The sequence below is a fragment of the Sorangium sp. So ce327 genome, from assembly GCF_051530205.1.
Lineage (GTDB): Bacteria > Myxococcota_A > Polyangia > Polyangiales > Polyangiaceae > Sorangium > Sorangium cellulosum_B.
This window is the reverse complement of record NZ_CP150330.1, coordinates 8,058,257-8,077,723: the sequence shown is the minus strand read 5'-3', so window position 1 is coordinate 8,077,723 and position 19,467 is coordinate 8,058,257. Positions and strand designations below refer to the sequence as shown.

General features: G+C 70.1%; 19 protein-coding genes. 5 read left to right on the top strand and 14 right to left on the bottom strand.

Translation table 11 applies throughout. The features are described 5' to 3' along the window. Positions 1 to 209: 209 nt before the first annotated feature. Positions 210 to 893 carry a DUF2278 family protein gene (locus tag WME95_RS30085; protein ID WP_437902783.1) on the top strand — a complete coding sequence of 228 codons (684 nt, stop codon included), beginning with the start codon at positions 210 to 212 and terminating at the stop codon, positions 891 to 893. A gap of 57 nt (positions 894 to 950) precedes the next feature. Here WME95_RS30085 and WME95_RS30080 read toward each other — a convergent pair whose 3' ends face one another. The 5 genes from WME95_RS30080 to WME95_RS30060 form a co-directional block, all read right to left on the bottom strand. Further along, positions 951 to 1,241, bottom strand: coding sequence for a hypothetical protein (locus WME95_RS30080; protein ID WP_437902782.1), 291 nt, complete (start codon positions 1,239 to 1,241; stop codon positions 951 to 953). A gap of 84 nt (positions 1,242 to 1,325) precedes the next feature. Further along, positions 1,326 to 1,691, bottom strand: a complete 366-nt coding sequence (locus WME95_RS30075) for a hypothetical protein (RefSeq protein WP_437902781.1) — start codon at positions 1,689 to 1,691, stop codon at positions 1,326 to 1,328. A 78-nt stretch (positions 1,692 to 1,769) separates the two neighbouring features. Further along, positions 1,770 to 4,274, bottom strand: a complete 2,505-nt coding sequence (locus tag WME95_RS30070; RefSeq protein ID WP_437902780.1) for a helicase HerA-like domain-containing protein — start codon at positions 4,272 to 4,274, stop codon at positions 1,770 to 1,772. Next, on the bottom strand, positions 4,271 to 6,466 hold the full coding sequence (locus WME95_RS30065) for a hypothetical protein (RefSeq protein ID WP_437902779.1): 2,196 nt from the start codon (positions 6,464 to 6,466) through the stop codon (positions 4,271 to 4,273). Before WME95_RS30065 ends, WME95_RS30070 begins: the two co-directional genes overlap by 4 nt. Beyond that, positions 6,463 to 7,332 (bottom strand): hypothetical protein, encoded by an 870-nt coding sequence (locus tag WME95_RS30060; RefSeq protein ID WP_437902778.1) that lies wholly within the window; start codon positions 7,330 to 7,332, stop codon positions 6,463 to 6,465. Before WME95_RS30060 ends, WME95_RS30065 begins: the two co-directional genes overlap by 4 nt. Before the next feature lie 22 nt (positions 7,333 to 7,354). On the opposite strand from WME95_RS30060, the gene WME95_RS30055 reads away from it, so the two are divergent. Continuing rightward, positions 7,355 to 7,615 (top strand): hypothetical protein, encoded by a 261-nt coding sequence (locus WME95_RS30055; RefSeq protein WP_437902777.1) that lies wholly within the window; start codon positions 7,355 to 7,357, stop codon positions 7,613 to 7,615. A 91-nt stretch (positions 7,616 to 7,706) separates the two neighbouring features. Then, positions 7,707 to 9,257 (top strand): outer membrane protein assembly factor BamB family protein, encoded by a 1,551-nt coding sequence (locus tag WME95_RS30050; protein ID WP_437902776.1) that lies wholly within the window; start codon positions 7,707 to 7,709, stop codon positions 9,255 to 9,257. A 173-nt stretch (positions 9,258 to 9,430) separates the two neighbouring features. Here WME95_RS30050 and WME95_RS30045 read toward each other — a convergent pair whose 3' ends face one another. The 8 genes from WME95_RS30045 to WME95_RS30010 form a co-directional block, all read right to left on the bottom strand. After that, positions 9,431 to 9,982, bottom strand: a complete 552-nt coding sequence (locus WME95_RS30045; RefSeq protein ID WP_437902775.1) for a tyrosine-protein phosphatase — start codon at positions 9,980 to 9,982, stop codon at positions 9,431 to 9,433. A gap of 19 nt (positions 9,983 to 10,001) precedes the next feature. Beyond that, on the bottom strand, positions 10,002 to 10,319 hold the full coding sequence (xseB, locus tag WME95_RS30040) for an exodeoxyribonuclease VII small subunit (protein WP_437902774.1): 318 nt from the start codon (positions 10,317 to 10,319) through the stop codon (positions 10,002 to 10,004). A gap of 4 nt (positions 10,320 to 10,323) precedes the next feature. Next, positions 10,324 to 11,967 (bottom strand): exodeoxyribonuclease VII large subunit, encoded by a 1,644-nt coding sequence (gene xseA / locus WME95_RS30035; protein WP_437902773.1) that lies wholly within the window; start codon positions 11,965 to 11,967, stop codon positions 10,324 to 10,326. 109 nt (positions 11,968 to 12,076) lie between these two features. After that, the gene (locus WME95_RS30030) at positions 12,077 to 12,268 is read right to left on the bottom strand and encodes a YgiT-type zinc finger protein (RefSeq protein ID WP_269454255.1); all 192 of its coding nucleotides are present in this window, start codon (positions 12,266 to 12,268) and stop codon (positions 12,077 to 12,079) included. An 11-nt stretch (positions 12,269 to 12,279) separates the two neighbouring features. Next, positions 12,280 to 12,597: a DUF4258 domain-containing protein gene (locus tag WME95_RS30025; RefSeq protein ID WP_437902772.1), complete on the bottom strand. Its 318-nt coding sequence runs from the start codon at positions 12,595 to 12,597 to the stop codon at positions 12,280 to 12,282. A gap of 194 nt (positions 12,598 to 12,791) precedes the next feature. Continuing rightward, complete coding sequence (locus tag WME95_RS30020) at positions 12,792 to 13,415, bottom strand: glutathione S-transferase family protein (protein ID WP_437902771.1); 624 nt, start codon at positions 13,413 to 13,415, stop codon at positions 12,792 to 12,794. A gap of 205 nt (positions 13,416 to 13,620) precedes the next feature. Next, the gene (locus WME95_RS30015) at positions 13,621 to 14,985 is read right to left on the bottom strand and encodes an MATE family efflux transporter (RefSeq protein WP_437902770.1); all 1,365 of its coding nucleotides are present in this window, start codon (positions 14,983 to 14,985) and stop codon (positions 13,621 to 13,623) included. Between the two features lie 6 nt (positions 14,986 to 14,991). After that, complete coding sequence (locus tag WME95_RS30010) at positions 14,992 to 15,969, bottom strand: phosphotransferase family protein (protein WP_437902769.1); 978 nt, start codon at positions 15,967 to 15,969, stop codon at positions 14,992 to 14,994. Between the two features lie 178 nt (positions 15,970 to 16,147). On the opposite strand from WME95_RS30010, the gene lepB reads away from it, so the two are divergent. Further along, positions 16,148 to 17,599, top strand: a complete 1,452-nt coding sequence (lepB, locus tag WME95_RS30005) for a signal peptidase I (RefSeq protein ID WP_437902768.1) — start codon at positions 16,148 to 16,150, stop codon at positions 17,597 to 17,599. Between the two features lie 289 nt (positions 17,600 to 17,888). Here the strand turns inward: lepB and WME95_RS30000 are convergent, their stop codons facing one another. Then, positions 17,889 to 18,515, bottom strand: coding sequence for an ABC transporter permease (locus WME95_RS30000; protein WP_437902767.1), 627 nt, complete (start codon positions 18,513 to 18,515; stop codon positions 17,889 to 17,891). A 288-nt stretch (positions 18,516 to 18,803) separates the two neighbouring features. On the opposite strand from WME95_RS30000, the gene WME95_RS29995 reads away from it, so the two are divergent. Continuing rightward, positions 18,804 to 19,457: a TetR/AcrR family transcriptional regulator gene (locus WME95_RS29995; protein ID WP_437542277.1), complete on the top strand. Its 654-nt coding sequence runs from the start codon at positions 18,804 to 18,806 to the stop codon at positions 19,455 to 19,457. The last annotated feature ends 10 nt before the right edge of the window (positions 19,458 to 19,467 follow it).

The window sequence follows — 19,467 nt, the reverse complement described above, 5'->3', positions numbered from 1 at the left end:
GCTTGTCCTGCCGTTTGCGGCCCTGCACCGCTCGCGAGCACGACGGAAGAGCGGAGAACATTGGGCGGAGATCTTGCTTCCGTGCGCGTTTTGGTGAATTCTGGCGCGGCCCTCGACGTTGCGCGAGAGCGACCCGGTTCCTCAGAAGGATACGCCCGCGTCATGAGACAGCAGCTGGAACCAGCCAAGTTCGTCGGGAGAGGTGGAGCATGCTGAACGACGGTTACGGTGTACTGGCGGGAACGCTCGCGGGCTTCGAACGGGACAAGCCTGATAACCAGGGGCGGTGGTTCCACGTCAAGCTCTCCGTATCTGCGGCAGGGCACAGTTATCAATGTGCCGTGGACGTCGACAGCAAGCAGAGCAACATCGGGGTCCAGTGGAAAACGGTGGTCCTTCGACCGTCGGAATGGACGGCCATCACCGGTCTGGGCAGCGGGTTTCATCTGCTTCGCGCGGGCAACGTTCCGGGCCCTGGCGCGCCTGATGGAAAGGTCCTCGACTACTTGCGGGACGGTCGATTTCGCGCCAATCCGGGCTGTGTCTTCGTCATGCGCCCGTCGCCATTTGTCGAGTGGTTGAATAGCTTGCTCCGCCGCGTCGTGCCCCCCTGGGAGGCTGGCAACAACGTGCAGGCGGCAGAGGCTCTCGAGGCGCTGCTCTCGGTCGGTCAGCGGATCTGGGTCTTCGGCGAGCCGTACACGGACGGCTTCGGGGTCCACAATATTCATCAGAATCAAGGTGACCCCATCAATAGCCAATGGGCCCAGGAGAACGGCGTCTGGCAAGACGGGGCGACGGTCGTCGAAGTGCCCAGCGGCGGTCTCGTCGCATTTCTCAATAAATTCTCCAGTCAGTCGGACCAGACTGACCAGGATGGGCATCCCGTGTGAAGAGGTGGTCCGCGAGCGAAGACGGTCGACCGCAGGCGCAGCCAGCCCGGGGAAGCCTCACCAGACAGGCTTTCCCGTCCGCTTGAGCGACTGGAGGAAGCGCAGCCGATCAGCCTCGGGCGGCAGCGGATCCGGGCCCTGGGCTTCGACGATGAGGAAGCAGGTCATGTCCTCGAAGTCCACGGTCCGCTGATGTGCCGCCGGCGGCGTCCCCTTCACCTCGAGCCTGTCACCGCCGGGCGCGCGCCTCTCCGGCCCGAGCTTTCCATCTCGCCGCGCCATGCAGCTCGCGCTGAAGGCGAGCCGTCCGGGCGTCTTTCCGCCGACCGTGTGCGTGCGCAGCTCCACGTCGTCGGTCGCCCCGGCGCGGGTTCGAAAGTCGTTGAACGGGAGCCATCTCGTGTCGCGGGCTTTCTGGGGATGTCGCGATCCCTACTCGTCCGGCTGACGCTCGAGGCCGAGCTCGGCCGCGAGCCGGTAGAAGTGCTCGGCCTCCTCTCGGTTGCCAAGCAGCTCATGGGAGCGGCCGAGGTTCACATACAACGAAGGGTAGAAGCTCTGGACACGTTCATCGTCGACCTTCGTCGCGCGAACGAGCGCCTCTCGATTCCACGACATCGCCTCCTCCGGCGTGTCCTGAAACCGTGCGACGTAGTGCGCCGCCACGCAGGCGTCGTAGTCGTCCTTGCAGACAGCCCACGCCTGACGATAGAGCTCCCGGGCATCCTCTTTCCTGCCTTCGAACTCCGCCCGGGTGCCCTCCGCGCAGAGTCGAATCACGGGATTGTCCAGGTCCATGCACCACCTTCGTGCCTACCTCCATCCCGGCGAATGCCTTGCTTGTGAGGAGGCCTCGACCCCGCCGCGCCCGGCGCGTCACCCGCCTGTGCCACGGAGCCCCGCCTCGGTGACGGCCCGCTCCACGCGGTCGGGCGACCATGCGCCGGCGTGGCGCGTGAAGAGCGTTCGCCCCTTGAACGCGCGGCCCGCGAGCTCCGCGGGCATGTCGGGCCAGCGCGCGACGAAGCTCCCCTTCGGCGCCCCCTTCCGCGCGGCGACCCACGGAGGGGCCCCGCCCTCGACGGTGAACCAGTCGATCACGCGCTCCACGTCCTGGGCCGCCTCGAGCCGCCCGATGAGCTTCGTGCTCGTGTTGCCGAACACGTTGTAATCCACCGATCGAGGGCTCTGGGTGCACAGCAAGCAGCCGACGCCGTACTTCCGGCCCTGGGTGAAGAGCCGGATGAGCGGCTGCTTGGCGGGCGGCTTGCTGCCGCCGGCCGGGATCCAGTCGCGCGCCTCGTCGATGTAGAAGAGCAGGTTCACGCCGCCGGAGGTCGCGTCCACGGTCGTGATCATCCAGCGGTACAGCTCTGTCGCGAGGGCGGCGAGGAAGAAGTGTTTCTCGTCGTCGTTGCTGAGCGCGTTCAGGTAAACGACGTTGAGCGGCACGCGCCCCGGCTTCGAGGGCCGGAGCAGCTCGGTGAAGTCGAGGCGCGTCCCCCCCGAGAAGAGCCGCGCGGACGGGCCCTGCACGAACGTGTTGAGCTTTCGCGCGAGCCGCTCGCGCTCGGACTTGCGGATCAGGCTGTCGACGTCGTCGATGCCGAGGTCCTCGGGCGCGGTGACGGCGGCCACGATGTCCCTCAGCCGGACCGGCGCCGCGCGCGGCAGGTGCCGCAGCACCTGGTAGAGGAACGTGCGCTGCGACTCCTCCTCGCCGCCGCACGCGCACAGGCTGACGAGGTTGGCCGCCACCGCCACGAGCAAGCCCTCCTCCTCCTCGGCGCGGAGCGCGGGGTTCGCGATGTGCGAGAGCTCGCCCGCGCTCGGGAGCCGCAGGGGGTCGAGGCAGAGCCGCAGGCCGTGCGAGGACCCGGGCGTGAGGATGCGCGGTTCCATGCGCTCCCGGAGCTCCTCCCACGCGCGGTGCAGCTCCGCTGGCACGTCGGACGGCGGGCGCGCTTCCATCATCTGGACGAGATCGCCCTGGGGGTCGATCGCGACGACCGGGACACCGGCGCGCAGCGCCTCCTCCGCGATGACCTTGGCCATCCACGTCTTGCCGCTCCCCGCCGCGCCGACGACCGAGACGTGCGTCCGGAGCACCGCAGGGTCCACGCAGACGGGCGAGCCGCCGTCGTCGAAGCCGAGGAGCATGCCGGTGACGCTCGCGGTGCGGGCCTGCGGCGGCCTCGCTCCCGCGTCGAGCGCCGCGGGGGGCGGGCGCTCACCGCCTGGCGGCGCCTCCGCGGGCCTGGCACCGCCTGGCGGCGCCTCCGCGGGCGCCTTTCGCCCGCGGCCCCGCGCCGGCGCCGGCTTCGGGCGCTCGACGGCCGGCTTCACGACCGCCAGCGCCTCGTCGAGCTCGGGATCGTCCTCCACCATCGGCTCGTCCGCCGCCGGCGCGCTGGCCGCGGCGGGCTCGCGCCCCTCCGGCGCTCCGCCGCCGCGCGTGGCCTCGAGCGCCGTCCAGCGCCTGTCCCACGCGCCCACGTCCTTGTGGCCGAGCTGCGCGACGCACGCCCCGGAGCGCTCGTGCTTGCAGCCGCCGCAGTACGCGCGGTCGCCCGGCGGCGCGAGCCCGCCCGCGCCCACCGCGTGGTCGGACCAGGCCACCATGCTGGCGATGAGCTCGTGGACCTTGCCGCGCTTCGCCTCGATCTCCTCCCAGCGCGCCTCGCGCACGCTGCGCGTGGGGTGCAGGTAGAACACCGCCACGTCCGGCCGGGTGCCGTGCTGGTGGTGGTGCATCAGCGCGTACGTGAAGATCTGGAAGAGATCGCTGTTCGGGGAGGTCGCGGGCGTGAGCTTGTAGTCGACGATGCGGTGCTTCCCGACCCGCGGATCGAAGTACACGTAGTCGATCGCCCCGGTCACGTGGACGTGGACGTCCTCCCCCACGTGGAACGTCACGTCGACCCGCTTGCGCGAGTCCCCGAAGAGCTGCGCCCGGAGCTCCGCCGCGGGCAGGCCCGCCGCCCTCGCGTGCGCCGCGAGCCGCGCGAGCTCCTCCATGTAGAGCTGGACCGCCGAGATGAAGCCCAGCCGCAGCGGCACCGGGCGCGCCGCGAGCGCGTCGAGGTTCAGGCAGGAGGCGTTGAACCAGCGCATCAGCGCCTGCTGGAGGCCCGGGGCGTCGCCGGCGGCCTCCAGCGCCGCCAGCACCTCGTCCGAGCTCGCCGCGGCGGCGTTGAAGCGCTCCACCGCGGTGTGGAACAGCGCGCCGCAGCCGGGCGCCTCCCCGCCCTTGCGCCAGATGCGGCTCACGACCGTCCGCCCGTCCTGCCGCTCGGCCGTGGCGCGCGCGTCGAACCAGTGCAGCCTCGGGCACGTCGCCGCGACGCGGAGCTGGGTCACGTTGACGTGCACGAGCCTCATTTCTTGCCCCGCAGCTGGACGAAGAGGTCGTCGTCGGTCGCGGTCGCGTGGACGTGGCCCTCGTCATGGAGCGCCTGCGCCGTCTTCTTGATGTGCGACCACACCTCCGGGAAGCGCTTCTCGTGCAGCTTCTTGCGGCTCGCGAAGATCTGCGCGAGCTCCTTCGCCATCAGGCCGAGGCGCCACGACAGCTCGGCCATGATGTGCTCCCGCGTCTGCTGCGGATCCCACGCCGGCGGCGGCGTCGAGTCCCCGCCGCCCTTCACGATCTCCTCGGTGAGCAGCTCGCGCAGCAGCGGGTGCGCGAGCAGGAGGCTCTGGCGCTCGAAGGACGCCAGCACCTCGGCCTCGGTCACCTTGCGGTACTGCCCGCGGGGGTGCTCGATCTCGAGATCATGGCTCCTCGCGGCGCCGAGGAGCCCCACCAGCGAGTCGAGCTCCGCGTGCCCGGCGAAGTCGAGGTGGAGGTGGAGGAAGCGCTGGCGGCCCAGCTTGCAGAGCGCGTCGTACGCGGCCTTGCCGGCGCCGCCGAGCCGGAGCGGCCGGCGCTCCTCGTCGGTGACCAGGATGCGCTTGTCCGTGTGCTTGGTGTCCTCGACCATGCGCTGGAGCGGCAGCCGCGCGCCGTGCCCGCTCGGCGCGCAGAGGAACGTCACGCCGGTGGTCACGATGACGCCGTCCGCGCGCTTCTCCCTGGCCACGAGGTGGTGCGCCGGGGCGGCCTTGCCGCGCTTCTTCGCGGTGGCGTGCTCGACGCTCAGGAGCGTCGAGGCGCCCTTGCCGGCGCACCTGGCGAGCAGGTGGTGGGTCAGGCTCGCGAGGTTGTCCTCGTCGGGCGGCAGCGACGCCTGCTGCAGCCGTCGGCGGGTCGTGCCCTCGACGAGCTTCTTCTTCACCTCGGCGTCGATGACGTCCTCCAGCTTCACCGGCGGCGACTTCGGCCCGTCCTCGGGGCCGGGCCACTCCTTGAGCCAGCGCTTGCCGCCGACGGCCGCGAGCCGGTCCTGCTGCGCCTCCCAGCGGTCGCGCGCCCAGAGGATCGCGTCCCGCGGCCGGAGCTCCTGCACGCCGTCGAGGCGCCGCTCGAGCCACGCGCTGCCGAGCGGGAAGAGCCGATCGCGCTTGCGCGCGGCGATGACCTCCTCGATCTCCTTCTCCTCGAAGCCGGAGAGCGCGGCGTCGAGCCGCCCCTCGAGGATGGCGCGGGCCTCCTCCGGCGAGACCATGTGCAGCTCGAGGATCCGCTCGGCGATGCGGTCCCACGCGGCCGCCGGGATCACCTCGCCGGTGCGCAGGGAGAGCATCGACTGCTTCACGCCCGAGACGATGACGACGAGGTGCTTCGCCCGGTCGAGCAGCGCGTGCGCGTACGACATCAGGGCGCGCACCGCATCGGCGTCGAGGTTGTCGATCTGGTCGAGGCAGAGCACGAGCGGGAGCTCGGCGAGGGCGCACAGGTGCGCGAGGACGTGGAGGACGCGCTCCACCGCGGCGTCGTCCGCGAGGGCGAGGCCGTCCTCCCCGGCCGCCTGCTCGAGCAGGCGCGCCTCGTCGGGCCCGAGCGTCTCGCCCGAGAGCCAGAGCACCGCCGCCTGGGCGCGCTTCTCCGCGCCGGCGTCGCCGAGGCTCGCGTGCGACGTCCCGGTGAGGAACGCGTTGAGCACGGGGATGACGGCGCTCTGCGGGTCGATCTTGGCGCCGAGGCGGGCCAGCGCCTCCTTGCGCGCCTCGATCTCCCTGGGCCCCGTCATCATCTTGCGGCCCTTGAGCGCGCCCGTCCGGATGAGGGCGCGGTTGAGGACGGTGTAGAGGCGCGACTGCGTGTAGTCGCTGCCGCGGTGCCCCGCGAGGTCGCTGACCGTCGCGTTGAGCACGTACCGGAGCATCCGCTCGGGCGACGCGAGGATGTTGTGCAGGTAGACGACAGTCGCCCTGTCTTCCCCGGCCCACTGGAACAGCCGCGCGAGCAGGTGGCTCTTGCCGACCCCGGGCGCGCCGATGAGCAGCGCGCCGATGCTGGTCGGCTCCTTCGCGGCGTCCTGCACGACGCGCACGAGCCTGGTGAAGGCGCTCTTGTGGATCGACTCGACCGTGGCCTCGCCGCCCCCGACGTCGGTGATGCGGTGGCTTCGGAACGGGTTGGTGCCCCGGACCGCCGCGAGGAAGCGCTCGAACGTCGGCTCCTCGCTCATGCGTCGTCCCTCCGCGCCACGTAGACGAGCAGGTTCCCGGCCTCCATGATGCCTGCGTCGCGCTCCGCCTCGGCCATCTGGTGGTGGCGGCCGTCGGACGGGTCGAGCGAGTAGCGCCGCTGCCGCCGGAGCGCTGCGAGCTCCGTGTCGAAGGTGTCGCGCGGGATGTCCGGCAGCGCGGCGCGGAGCGCGTGGAGCGTGACGTAGTTGAGGCGGCCGGAGGCGCGGTCGAGCGAGGAGAAGGCGGCGTCGAAGCGATCGACGAAGGAGATGGCCGGCGCGCCGGGGCCGCTCTGGGCCGAGGTGACGGGGCCGTTGGAGATCGCGCTGCCGGCGCCGTCGGGAGCCGCGCGGCGGGCAGCGTCGTCGGTCGCGATCGCGGCGGGCCGCGCCGGCGCGCCGGCGGCCGGGAGGACGGCGTCTGCGAGGAAGAAGAGCAGCGGCTTCTTCCCGAGCAAGGCGCCGATGGTGCGGGGGAGCCGGCGATCGACGATGCGCTGATCGAGCGCCGCCCTGAACGCGCGGCCCAGGGCGGGAAGGAGGCCCTTGGGGAGCTGCGCCAGGTCGACAGCGGGAGCGTCGGGTTTCCGCGCCGACTGCAGCTGTACCTCGAGGAGCCGATCGGACTGCGCGACCGCCTCCAGGTCCTCCGCGAGCAGCACCAGCGTGGCGCCGGGGGCTGGCTTCTTCTTGCCTCCCGCGGCGCGGGAGAGCAGCACGCGCCCCTTCGCCTCCCTGGTCGTCAGGGCCTTGCTCGTCACCGCGAGCGTGTCACCGGTCAGCTCCGTCAGCCGCTCGAGCGTCGGCGGGTACGACGCGCCGCCGAGCTGCTTCTGGGACTCCAGGACGCCGAGGAGCTTCGGCACCGGCGAGGGCGGCGGCTCCTTCTTGCGCGCCGCGCCCTTCTGCCTCGCGGGAGCCTTCGGCGCGGCGGCCTTCCGCGGCGCGGCGGACTTCTTCGGCTCCCCGGCGCTGCTCTTCCTCGCTGCAGTGGTCTTCGTGGTCGTCGCCCGCGAGCGCGGACTCGATGCGCTGTTCCGGTTCGTGGCCCACCTCCGAGGAGCCGAGATTACCCCGGTATCCGGCCATGGGAAGGGGCTCCGTGCCGCCTTGCTCTCTCCGATTGACACCCAGCTCGATTCCGCGTGACGTAGATTCGGGGCCTCGTGCTGCAGAGGCGACGGAACTGGCGTGTCGGGTGGCCGATCGCCGCTCACCTCGATGCCCCGGGAGGAGCACCATGAAGCGCATCTTCTGGGTCCGGTCCGCGATCGGGGCCGCCCTATGTCTCGCCTTGCTCAGTGTCGTCCTGGGGAGCACGGCCATGGGCACGGGCGCCGGGCGCTGGACCGTCTATGGCTACGATCTGGCCAACACGCATTACGCGCGCGACGAGCACCACCTCGGGCCATCGAACGTCGCATCGCTCGCCGTGAAGTGGGCCTTCACCACGACCGGCATCGTCCCCGCGACGCCGGCCGTCGACCACGGCGCTGTCTACTTTCCGGACGGGGGCGGCAAGCTGTACAAGCTCGACGCCAGGACCGGGCACCCGATCTGGACGCGCACGATCGCCGCCCTCACGGGCACGGCCGGCGCCGTCTCGCGCACGACCCCCGCGCTCCACGGGCACACGATGTTCCTCGGCACCCTCGCCGGCGCGCACATGATCGCCGTGGACACGCGCACCGGGGCGCTCCTGTGGAAGAGGCAGCTCGACACGCACCCCGCGGCGATCATCACGCAGTCTCCCGTCGTGCATGGCGGCCGCGTGTACGTGGGTGTCTCCTCGCGCGAGGAGCTCTTCGCGGCGGACAACGCCTATCCGTGCTGCAGCTTCCGCGGCAGCGTGGTCGCGCTCGACGCGGGGACCGGGGCGGTGCTCTGGAAGCGCTACACGGTGCCTGCCGGCTACACCGGCGGCGCCGTGTGGGGCGGCGCGCCCGCGATCGACCTCAAGCGCCGCACGCTGTACGTGACCACCGGCAACAACTACACCGTGCCGCCGTCCGTCTCCGCGTGCGTGGAGGCCGCCGGCGACGACCCCGTCGCCGCCGAGGCCTGCCTTGCGCCGGACGACTATATCGACGCCGTCCTCGCGCTCGACCTCCGCACCGGCGCGCTGAAGTGGGCGCGGCGGCTCCAGGGCTTCGACGCCTGGACGGGAGCCTGCTACTTCGGCGGCGACTGGTGCCCCGATCCGGCGGGCCCGGATTACGACTTCGGCACGGGCGCCACGCTCTTCACGGCCGGCCACGGGGCGGAGCGCCGCGATCTGGTCGGCGCCGGCCAGAAGAGCGGTATCTTCTGGGCGCTCGATCGGGACGACGGCAGCGTGGTGTGGAGCACGCTGGTCGGTCCCGGCGGGGAGCTGGGCGGCATCATGTGGGGAGTCGCCGTCGACCAGAACCGGATTTACGTGCCGATCGGCAACAACGGCCAGGTCGAATACACGCTGCAGCCCTCCGGGGAGGTCATCAACTGGGGTTCGTGGAGCGCGCTCGACACCGCCACGGGCGACATCCTGTGGCAGACGCCCGATCCCACGCCGGGCGCGCAGACCAGGGGGCCGCTGACGGTCGCGAACGGCGTGGTCTACGGCGGCTCGATGAGCGGTGACGTCCACGCGCTCGACGCCGCGACGGGCGACGTCCTCTGGAGCCATCCGGCCGACGGCTCCGTCAATGCCGGGCCGGCGGTGGTGCGCGGTACGGTGTTCTGGGGGAGCGGCTACGAGAGCTTCGGCATCGGCACGCCGGGCAACACGCTCTTCGCGTTCGACCTGCCGTAGCGCTGCCCTGTCGACGGACGCCGGCGCCCGGCCGTGCCGTGGTGCCGGCGCGGGCGCCGGTGGCCGTCCCCACGCTCTGCCCCAGCGACCCGCGCGCCGATCCGGCGCGACCTCAACCTGGGTGACCTGGGTCGCCTCGAAGGTCCGATAGGAGACCCCTGCGTGCCGGCGGCTCAGCTTCCTCCGCCCGAGGTCAGCGCGCCCCGCAGCCTTGCCCTGTCGACCTCGGCGGACGGCAGCCACTCCAGGATGCCCTCGATGGCCCGATCGATGGCGATGCGGTCGGCGCCGTCGCTGAGCATGTACTCCTCCGCGACGACCTGCCGCGGCACGTCGATCGCGAGCAGGGCCGCCGCGATGACGACCCCGGTCCGGTCTCTCCCCGAGGTGCAGTGGACGTAGACAGGCCAGGGGAGGGCGGGGGCCGCGAGCGAGGAAAGAGCCTTTCCAATCCAGCTCCTCACCCGTCGCTGCCGCGTGTCGTAGTTCTCGATGTCGTCCTCCGCGGCGACGTGGACGACCTCGACTCCCGTGAGGTGACCAGGATCGGCACCGCGCCGGAGGTTCAGTATCGTCCCGGGAAAACCGAGATCGCCCGCCGTCGTCATGGTGTCGAATCGCCCGCCGCGGAGCAGGCGGCCGGCAGGGATCGGCGAGACGTCGAGCCAGAGCCCGAGCATCTCGCCGACATCCCGGTAGTTGGCGGGCCGGAACGTCGCGCTCATGGGTTTCGCCTGCGCCCCGCTACTCGTCGTCTTCGTCGTCCTCGTCGTCTTCGTCCGTGACCGTGGTCACCGGCGCCTCGCGCTCGAGCTGCTCGGTGATGGTCTGCACCTGGATCTCCGCGGCGTGGATCTTCTGGCGGCAGAGCGTCACCAGATCCGCGGCCTCCTTCACGAGCGCGGAGAGCGCGTCGATGTCGACCTGACCTTCCTCGATGTTCTGCAAGATCTCCTCGAGGCGCGACGACGCCTCGCCATACGAGACCTCTTTCGTGGCGCGCTGCGGGCTTGTCGTGTCCCCGTCGGACAGCTCCTTCGTCCCGCGCTTCGGCTTTGCCATGACCCTATGTCTCCTCCGATCCGTCCGAGCGAAGCCGCAGCACGCCCCGCTTCAGCTCGGCGATGAGCGTCGTCCCCTGGGGCGCGCGCGCCGCGTCGGTGAGCACCGCCCCTTCCGTCGTGCGCAGGATCGCATATCCCCGCTCCACGACGCGCCGCGGATCGAGGAGGCGCAGGCGCCGTTCGCGCGACTCGAGGCGCTCGGATTCGAGCGCGAGCCTCCGGGACGAGCGCGGCCCGAGGAGCGAGGCCACCTCGTCGACCCGATGCGAGGCGGCGTCGAGATCGCGCCTCGCCCCCTGGCGAAGCTGGCGGACCGCCTCCTGGAGCTGGCCCGCGCGGCGCGCGATGAGCAGCGACGCGGAGCGGGGGACCCGGGTCGCCCGGCGGGTGAGATCCGACGAGGCCGACCGGAGGACCCGCCGCCCCTGGTCGAGGATGCTCAGGAGCGACGACTCGACCTCATCCCGCGCGTCCGAGACGCGTTTGACGAGCATCGCGGCCGCGGCGGTCGGGGTCTTCTCGCGAAAGCCCACGAAATCGAGCGCCGAGATGTCTCGCTCGTGGCCGATGCCGACGACCACGGGGAGCGGGAATGTGGCGACGGCGCGGGCGATCGGCTCCGAGTCGAACCAGGCGAGGTCGGTGCGCGAGCCGCCGCCGCGGCAGATCAGCAGCACGTCGAGCTCCGCGGCGCGCGCCCGGAGGTAGTCGAGGGCGTTCAGCACCGACGGCTCCGTCTGCCGCCCCTGGACCCGCACCCCGTGCGCCACGACGCGGAAAGCGAAGCCTGACTCCCTGAAGGTGCCGAGCACGTCGTTGTAGGCGTCCGAGCCCAGGCTGGTCACGAGGCCCACGCGGAGGGGCAGGGCGGGGAAGGGCAGGGAGCGGTTCCGATCGAGCAGCCCTTCCTCGGCGAGCCGGCGCACGATCTCTTCTCTCCGCCGGGCGGCCTCGCCGAGCGTGTAGCCCACGTCGAGGTCCTCGATCAGGAACCGGTACGAGCCCCAGGGGACGTAGAGCTCCACGCGCCCGCGCACGCGGATCTGGATCTCGTCCTCGATCAGGAACGGGTTACCCGCCGCGGCGAGGCGCCGCTCGATCTCGGCGCGCGCGCTCTCGAAGAGGGTCGCCTTGACCTGGGCGATCTCCTTTCCGTGGGCGTCGCGCTCGACGAGCTCGAAGCCGACGATGCTCTTGTGGGCGGCCCGGTTGAACCCGCAGACCTCGCCCACCAGCCAGATCGAGGCTGGAAACGCCGCCTCGAGCGCGGCGCGGACCTGTCCGTTGAGCTTCGAGACGGTGAAGTCGGACGCGGCCACCGCTGGCCTCGGCCGCGCGTCCCCATTGCGCGGCTCATCGGCTCGGGCTGGCTCCACGGCGGGGATCGGCGTGACGCCCCCCTCGTCGAGGGCGAGGGCCCCGCCGCGTTCCCGGTAGAGGCGCTGCGTCACCTCGCAGAAGCCGAACCCCTCGGCGAGCAGCACCTCCACCACCGCGACCACGTGCGTCTCCGGGACGCGCCAGGTCTTCTGTTCGGGATTCCAGCGGCGGGACGGGAGCGACTTCACGACCTCCACCAGCCTGCGATCGAAGGCGAAGTGGATCTGGAGGCTCCCGGTCCCGTCGCTGCTGACGCGGCGGCTCATCGCGCCACTCTATCATCGCGGGCGGGCATCGGCCGGGCATCCCTCCTGGGCTGCTCGCATGTCGAGCTCGAGGGCGCGCTGCGGCGGCTCGCTGCCCTCGAACCGTCGATCACGCCGCCTCGGTCTCGCGATCGAGCGCGTCGAGGGCGCGTTGGATACGTGCGACCTCGGCCGATTCGAAGTAGGGCTCGCCGCACTGCTCGCACACCCATGCGGGCACCGCGTCCCAGCGCACGTGATATCCGTTGCGGTCCACGCTGAACGGAGCATGGGAGCGCTTCATCTCACCTCTACAATGCATGCACTGCATGATCACTTCCTCCGTTTGAAGTCGGCCGACCACTGATCGGGGTGGGGTATGTAGGCCGTGATGATGGCCAGGTAATCCGGCTTCGGTGCACACACGACGTGGATAGGACGGCCGCTGTCCCCCGACCCCAGGAGCAGGCAGCTGTGGCCACGCACGTCCTCCGGGTAGTCTTCGATCAGCTCGCCCGCAGCGATCGCGGCGTCGATCTCGGCAGGCGAGATCATCCGACTGGGCCGGCTCATCTGCCGCACCGCGTGGGGGAGGTAGAGGACCTTCTTCGCCGCCGCCGCCCGGACCTGGTCGAGAACGTTTGCCGCCATCGAGCTTGACCGTTTCTTGCGGCAGTATGCCCGAAATCTCGTTCACGCTCCACGCCCAGGTCGCTCGGCGCCTACACGCTGGGCGCGGTCGACCGCCCAGATGTGTTCCGGGACGGAGGCGCCGAGGGGAGGCTGCACCGGGGCTCCCAGGGGCCCAAGCGCGGCAAGCGTGCGCCCCGAGGCGGCCGAGCGCATCACCCCTTCAGGCTGGCGAACGCCTGGGCGATGCGCGGGGCCGCGTGAGGGCGCGCGTACATCCGGTCGATGTAGGTCCGAAGCTGCGGGAAGTCGCCCAGGAGATCGGCCTCGCTGGCCCAGTCGAGGGTGTAGGCCATCACGAGATCGGCGACCGTCAGGCGGTCGCCGACGACGAACTGCCGCTGATCCATGTGCTTCTCCAGCACGGCGGCCATGGCCTTGAAGTCCTCGCGGGCGACGGGGATGTCGCCCGGCTGGCGTTTGTCCTCCGGATACAGAAACTTGTGACGCGCGATGCGCCACAGCGGCTGCTCCAGCTCGGTCGCCGCGAACAGCAGCCATTGGTTGACCTTGGCCCGCTCCCTGGGGTCTGCCGGGAGCAGGCCCTTCTCGGGGTACTTCTCGGCCAGGTAGAGCACGATGGCAACGGACTCGGTGAGCACCAGGTCGCCGTCGACGAGCACGGGGAGCTTGCCGGCTGGGTTGAGCTTGAGGAACTCAGGGCGGCGATTCTCGCCGGCCCGGAGGTTGACCTGGACGGTCTCGAAATCCACGCCGAGCTCCTGGAGCGCCCAGCGCACACGGATCGAGCGGGTAGGAGCGAACTCATAGAGCTTCATCGATGCCTCCCTCCTCAGCCGCGCGCCGCGGCTGGTATCGTTGCTTCTGTTTACTTACGTCCGGACCTGCTGTGTTTCGAGACGAACGGTGCCAGCCAGCAGGCGAATGGCCGAGTGTATAGCCGCACCGCGCGACGAGTGTCAACGGACACATTCGCCGTACGCAGACGGCCTCTGCGCCGGTTTCGGCCGTCTGGAGGCGGGCTCAGCCCGCATCAGGCGCTCTTCCCATGCCATGCCCAGAACCAGCGTGGGCGTTCTTCAGCAGCACGAAGGAGACGATGCAAAGAATCAGCTCCGAGATCGCCTCGGAGGCCCAGATCCCGGTCAGGGAGAACAGGCGGGAGGCCAGCAGCAGCACCGGGAGCTTGACCAGCAGGATGCCCCCGAGGGTGAGCAGCAGCGCCTCCCTGGCCCGGCCCACCGACTGAAACGAGGCCGCCGTGACCATGGCCACGCCGGTCAGGGGGTAAGAGAGCGCCAGCAGCCGCAACGCCGTCTGCCCTTCAGCGATGATCGCGCTCTCCCTGGACAGCAAAGCGATCAGCGCGGCCGGCATCACCAGGCAGGCGCCGCAGACGAGCGATCCATAGGCGACAGCGGCGCCAAGGGAGAGCCGGATGGCCTCCCGCACCCGCTCGAGCTTCTTCTGGCCGAAGTTGTACCCCACCAGCGGCTGCATCCCCTGGACGATGCCGGTCAGCGGCGCGAGCATCCCGGAGTAGAGCCGGCTCACGATCGCGAACACGCTCAGCGCGCTGTCGCCGCCGATCCGCCGGAGCAGGTTGTTGGTGACGATGGCGATCAGGCTGACGCTGGCGTTCTTGATGAGCGATGGGGATCCGATCTTCACCACCTCGATGATGATGGGCCAGTCCGGCTTGAAATAAGACGCCTTGATGCGATAGGAGCGGTTCTTCCTGAAAAAGAAGAAGTGGAGGCCCATGCCGGCCGAGGTGGCCTGGCAGCAGACCGTCGCCAGGGCGGCGCCGGAGACGCCCATCTGCAGGACGAGGATGAAGAGCCAGCACAGGACGATGTTGACGCAGATCGGGATGATCCACATGGCGGTCGAGTACCTGGCGTTGCCATCCGCCCTGACGATGGCCGAGTAGCCGGTACCGGCGATGGCGCCGAGGAAGATGATCCGCCCGTACTCGATGGCATAGGGAGCGACGCTGTCGGTGGCCCCGAGCAGGTAGACGAGCGGCTCGATGAAGACCGAGCCCAGGACCGTGATGGTGATCGCCGCCGTCCAGAAGATCAGGAAGGTGCTTGCCACCGTCCGGGAGGCCTTCTCCAGGTCCTGCTCGCCGAGCGCCCTGGAGACCACCGAGGCGCCGCCGGCCCCGACGGTCGTGGCGACGGCGCCGAGGGCGATCTGGACCGGCGAGATGATCGAGGCCGCGGCTGCGGCCAGCGAGTTGACGCCCACGGAGAGAAAGTAGATGTCCGTGAGGCTGTAGACGGTAAAGACCAGCAGCGAGAGCGTGGTCTGGGAAGACATCTCCAGCAGCAGCTTCCCGACCCGCTCGGTCCCCAGCTTTTCAACCCTGGAGCTCTCGCCCATGAGCGTTCAGTTTGCGCTCAGCCAGGCCATGTGTTCGCCCATCCACTGCCTGGAGAGGTTGAGGATGGAATCGGTGTCGTAGTTGCGGTAGTAACACTCCGTGTTCATGACCAGGGCGAGGTGCAGCGAGTACAGACGGCATCTTCGTTCTTCCTCGAAGGTGAAGGAGGTCTTGCCGTAGCCGCGCATGCAGCTGGTGATGCCCTCGGCGGAGAGCAGCCGGAACTGGGCCTCCATCAAGGGATCGGCCCAGAGCGCCCTCTCGAAATCGATGATGCCGGCGACCCTGCCTTCCTTGACGAAGACATTGGGGTTCCAGACGTCCCAGTGGACGAGGCAGGGCGTGGTGACCTCGTCCAGCGCGGGGGCGTGCCTGAGGACGGCGGCGCGGATCTCGTCGTAGCCCTGATCGTACGCCACGCCTTTCCGGGCGCCGTCTTCCAGCACCGACTCCATGATCCTGGTGAACGCCTCTCGCCAGGTGCTCGCGCGCAGGTCCGGGTTCCCATCGTAACCAAAATAGGTGCCGGTGAAGCCGTTGATCGCCCGGACGATCTCGCCGATGTGCACGTCGATGGACGCCTGCGTCTCGGGCGGGAGGCTCGATTTCACGTGCTCGAGGTTGTCCGCGGCGATCTTCTCCATGAAGAAGTAGTCCGAGTCGCACAGGTCGCGGGCGTCGTCGAAATGGTAGATCTGGGGCACCGGGATGGCCGGGTTTCGCCGGACCAGGCGCATGGCGGCGACCTCGGTGGTCATGATGTTCTTTTCGTAGAACATGACCTCCGCGCCTCTCGGCGGCGCGATCTTGAGGATGACCTCCCGGCCATCGGCGAGCCGGATGTTGTAAGCCGCGTTGAACCAGCCGTCTTTCAGCTCGACCACGGCGCCTTCGCCGTCCGCGAGCGCCATGCCGCCGAACGCCCTGGCGGCCATGGCCGCGATCTGCGGGCGTGTCTTCGTGTTCTTGGTCTTGCTCTCCACGGTCTTCCTTCGTCGATTGGCGGCCCTTGGGATGAGCGAAATGGCGTCCATTGTGCTGGATCCAGGGAAGCTGTCAAGTCGCGGCCTGGAGTGTGCCGCGGCCTGGAGCGAGAGGGGGCCAGAGTCGCCGGCGTGGCCGGCGGGGGCTCACACGGGTTATCGTGTTATCCTGCGCCCCATGCCGACCTACGATCCCGAGGAGAGCTGCAGTCGCGGTGTGCTCGCCATGCGCATCGAGGCGCCCCGCGCTCGTCGCATCTTCCGCGGTTCGTTCCTGGTCGCGTCTGCCCTCGCGGCGGGTTATCTCCTCGCCCTCGCAGGCTGCGGCGGGAGCACGCCCGGACCGAGCGCGGCGATGGGACCGGTGCCGACGGGGCCGGCGGAGCCCCAGCCGGCAGAGGACCGGCGGACGTTCGCGATGCGGGCGCCTGCACGGACGCGTTTGCTCGCGCAGCTCGATCTGAAGGCTCTGCCCGTGGCCGATGTCGGCGCCGTGGTCGGGTGGGGCGCCGCGCGGTGCGGCGTGGACATCGAGCGGAGCATCTCGCGAATTCAGATCGCCGTCGCCGTGCCATCGGAGATCCGCGCCGACATCCTGGGCTCGCTCACGATCGAGGACGTGGGCTGCCTCCTCGAAGCCGAGCAGGACGGTGGCAGGCTCCGCGTCGGTCCGCTCGAGATCGTCCCGCTGCCCCACGGCGGCGTGCGCGTCGCGACACCCGGCGCCCTCGCTGACGGCCCAGGCGCGAAGGAGGCGCTCGCGCGGCGGCTGGACGAAGCGCTCTCCCGCAGCGGCGCCGCGGTGGTCGCCGACCTCGGGTCCGCCAATGCGCCGATCGAGCTCGTCGCGACCGTCACCGATCACCTGGAGGCGAGGCTATCGTCGCCCGGTCGTCCCGACGCGTCGCTCGCAGGAACGCGGCTCGGCGAGGCGCTGGCCGCCGCCCGGCAGAGCGGGGCGGCGGGCCTGGAGGCGCTGGAGATCGCGGCGGCTCCTCCCGACGGCTTCGTCATGAGGGTCAAGGTCGCGACGGACGCCGCGCGCGCCGCGGGCACGGCGCTCGCCGTGCGGCGGCATGTGATCGAGTCGTTCAAGGTGCCTTCCGCGAGCATGAGCCCGACCGTGATCCCGGGCGACCACCTCTTCGTGCTGAAAGACAAGCGTGGCGAGCGGGCCGGCCGGGGCGATGTCGTCGTGTTCCGCTCCCCAGCGAACCCGAGCCAGCGCTTCATCAAGCGGATCATCGCCACCGGCGGAGATCGCGTTCAGATCGATGATCGAGGTCTTCGGATCAACGGTCGCCAGGTGCCTTCGGAGCTCGTCGGCGCGGAGCACCGCATCCCAGGAGACGACGGGCAGATTCATGAGTTATGGCAAGAGACCCTCGACGGGAGGCGTTATCCGATCTTGCGCACCCCCGGCGTTCCTGCGTCGAGCGCCGCGATCGATGCGACGGTGCCTCGAGGGAGCGTCTACGTCATCGGCGACAACCGGGACAACTCGCATGACTCGCGGCATTTCGGCCCCGTGTCCGTCGACGCCATCGAAGGGGTCGCCGCTGTGATCTACTTCTCCGTCGATACGAAGGGCCTGGGCCGCTGGGAGCGCACCGGGCTCGCGGTGCGGTAGGAGGCTCCCCCGAAGTGAGCTCTGGCCGATCTGGGCGGCCTTTCGTGACGTGCAGGGCGTTCGGCGTCTGTGATCGGGGTGCGGGGATGGTCGCAGGCGGGCCGTCTGGAATCGACACGATGCCCTTCAATCCATCTTGCCTGCGCGAGCCATTGGCACGTGGAGCAGCGCGAGCGCATGTCCTGCGGCCCATGCGTCGAGGCGCGCAAGACCGGGGCGACCGGCGCGAGCCGCCGCGCCCGCGAGCTCGAGGGCGCGGCGCCGACGCTCGATCACATCACCTTCCGCTTCATTTTGGATGGGTCAGCGCGTGCTTCCCGCGCGCGGTCAGGCGATGGCGCTCGAGGACGGTGGCGACGGCATAGCCGCCGCCGCCGGCGATGGCGAGGACCCAGAAGATGCCAGGAGTACCGAGGAAGAGCGCTGCGGTGGAGATCAGGGCGAGCCAGGTGCCGAGGCCGTAGTGCAGCAGGTTGCGGCGGGCGGCGCCTTCGCTGACGTAGATCAGGCCGACGATGAGGCCGGAGCCGGTGGGCCAGAGCATGGGCTGCAGGTCGGGCATGTCGAGGGTGTACGAAAGGCCGGTGATGGCGAGGAACAGCGCGGTGAAGGCGCTGAGCCAGGAAGCGCCGAGCAACTTGCCGGACAGGGCGTCAGACTCGCTCACGCCGCGCTGGGCGCGGGTGGCGGCGACGGTGGCGTAGACGGTGCCGACCGCGAGCCCCGCTCCCAGGAGCATCATGGGCACCCAGCCGGGCAACGCGAGAAGGGGGCTGGCTCCCTTGGAGATCGCCGCAGCGCCGTGACCGAGAACGTAGGCGAGCCCGAAGCTGATGTAGGTCGCGCGGTTGTCGACCTCGCCCGAGGGAAGCGCGATGTCGGCGTCGGCGGTGGCGGTGGCGGTGGCGGTGAACATGGCGGGAAACCTCCGGGTCATGGGTGCGAGCCGAGAACGTGGGGTGTGAAAGGAAGCAGGAGACGCCATCGGCGTTGCCTTACGTGTGTAACCTTATGACTGTCACCTAACGATTGTCAACTGACGCCGGCCAACAAAAAGCGCCCCAGCGCCTGGCGGGCGCGCCGGAAGCTCGCGGATGCGGACCTGCAGGCTGCGCGGCAGTCTGCTTACAAATGTGATTTTTATTACGTTAGCTCGAGCTTGCGAGGGCTAACGGCGATAAGCTTTGGGGTGTAAGGTGACGCCATGGGAGACAGCGGAACGGCGGCATCGGCTGCACAGAAACCGGCCCGCGGCCGCAACCGCCGCGGAGAGGGCGCCCGCCTGCGCGCCGACATCGTGGCCGCGGCGGTCGAGCTGCTGGACGAGGCCGGCGACGAACGGGCCATCACGCTGCGATCGGTAGCCCGCCGGGTCGGGATCGCCGCCCCCTCGATCTACCCCCACTTCCCCGACCAGCCGGCCATCATGCTGGCCGTCGTGCAGCAGGCCTTCGCCGAGCTGGAGAGCAGGCTGCGGAGCGCCGTGGAAGAGGCCGGCGACGATCCTCGAGAGCGCCTGTACGCCGCTTGCAACGCCTATCTGGAGTTCTCCCGGAGTCATCCAGAGCGATACCGCACCATGTTCGGTGGCCTCTGGATGCCCACCCTGGGCGACAGCTCCGTGACCGAGCGGGACCTGACCACGCTCGGCCGAGAAGCCCTGCAAATCCTCGTCGACGCCCTCGGCGGCTGCGTCGCCGCCGGGCATTCCAGGAGCGCCGACCCGGTCGCCGACGCGATCGCGCTGTGGTTCGGCCTTCATGGATTCGCGCACCAGCGTGCCGTGAGCCGCGTCTTTCACTGGCCCGCCGACACCGCCGAACGCATCATCACCGCGCTTGCGCACCTCAATCCCTGAGCCGCGCACC

Bases quoted from the DNA above. Each gene is read 5' to 3' on its own strand.
- WME95_RS30085 (WP_437902783.1), top strand. From the start codon at position 210: ATGCTGAACGACGGTTACGGTGTACTGGCGGGAACGCTCGCGGGCTTC.
- WME95_RS30075 (WP_437902781.1), bottom strand. From the start codon at position 1,691: ATGGACCTGGACAATCCCGTGATTCGACTCTGCGCGGAGGGCACCCGG.
- WME95_RS30070 (WP_437902780.1), bottom strand. From the start codon at position 4,274: ATGAGGCTCGTGCACGTCAACGTGACCCAGCTCCGCGTCGCGGCGACG.
- WME95_RS30065 (WP_437902779.1), bottom strand. From the start codon at position 6,466: ATGAGCGAGGAGCCGACGTTCGAGCGCTTCCTCGCGGCGGTCCGGGGC.
- WME95_RS30050 (WP_437902776.1), top strand. From the start codon at position 7,707: ATGAAGCGCATCTTCTGGGTCCGGTCCGCGATCGGGGCCGCCCTATGT.
- WME95_RS30045 (WP_437902775.1), bottom strand. From the start codon at position 9,982: ATGAGCGCGACGTTCCGGCCCGCCAACTACCGGGATGTCGGCGAGATG.
- xseB (WP_437902774.1), bottom strand. From the start codon at position 10,319: ATGGCAAAGCCGAAGCGCGGGACGAAGGAGCTGTCCGACGGGGACACG.
- xseA (WP_437902773.1), bottom strand. From the start codon at position 11,967: ATGAGCCGCCGCGTCAGCAGCGACGGGACCGGGAGCCTCCAGATCCAC.
- WME95_RS30030 (WP_269454255.1), bottom strand. From the start codon at position 12,268: ATGCATTGTAGAGGTGAGATGAAGCGCTCCCATGCTCCGTTCAGCGTG.
- WME95_RS30025 (WP_437902772.1), bottom strand. From the start codon at position 12,597: ATGGCGGCAAACGTTCTCGACCAGGTCCGGGCGGCGGCGGCGAAGAAG.
- WME95_RS30020 (WP_437902771.1), bottom strand. From the start codon at position 13,415: ATGAAGCTCTATGAGTTCGCTCCTACCCGCTCGATCCGTGTGCGCTGG.
- WME95_RS30015 (WP_437902770.1), bottom strand. From the start codon at position 14,985: ATGGGCGAGAGCTCCAGGGTTGAAAAGCTGGGGACCGAGCGGGTCGGG.
- lepB (WP_437902768.1), top strand. From the start codon at position 16,148: ATGCCGACCTACGATCCCGAGGAGAGCTGCAGTCGCGGTGTGCTCGCC.
- WME95_RS30000 (WP_437902767.1), bottom strand. From the start codon at position 18,515: ATGTTCACCGCCACCGCCACCGCCACCGCCGACGCCGACATCGCGCTT.
- WME95_RS29995 (WP_437542277.1), top strand. From the start codon at position 18,804: ATGGGAGACAGCGGAACGGCGGCATCGGCTGCACAGAAACCGGCCCGC.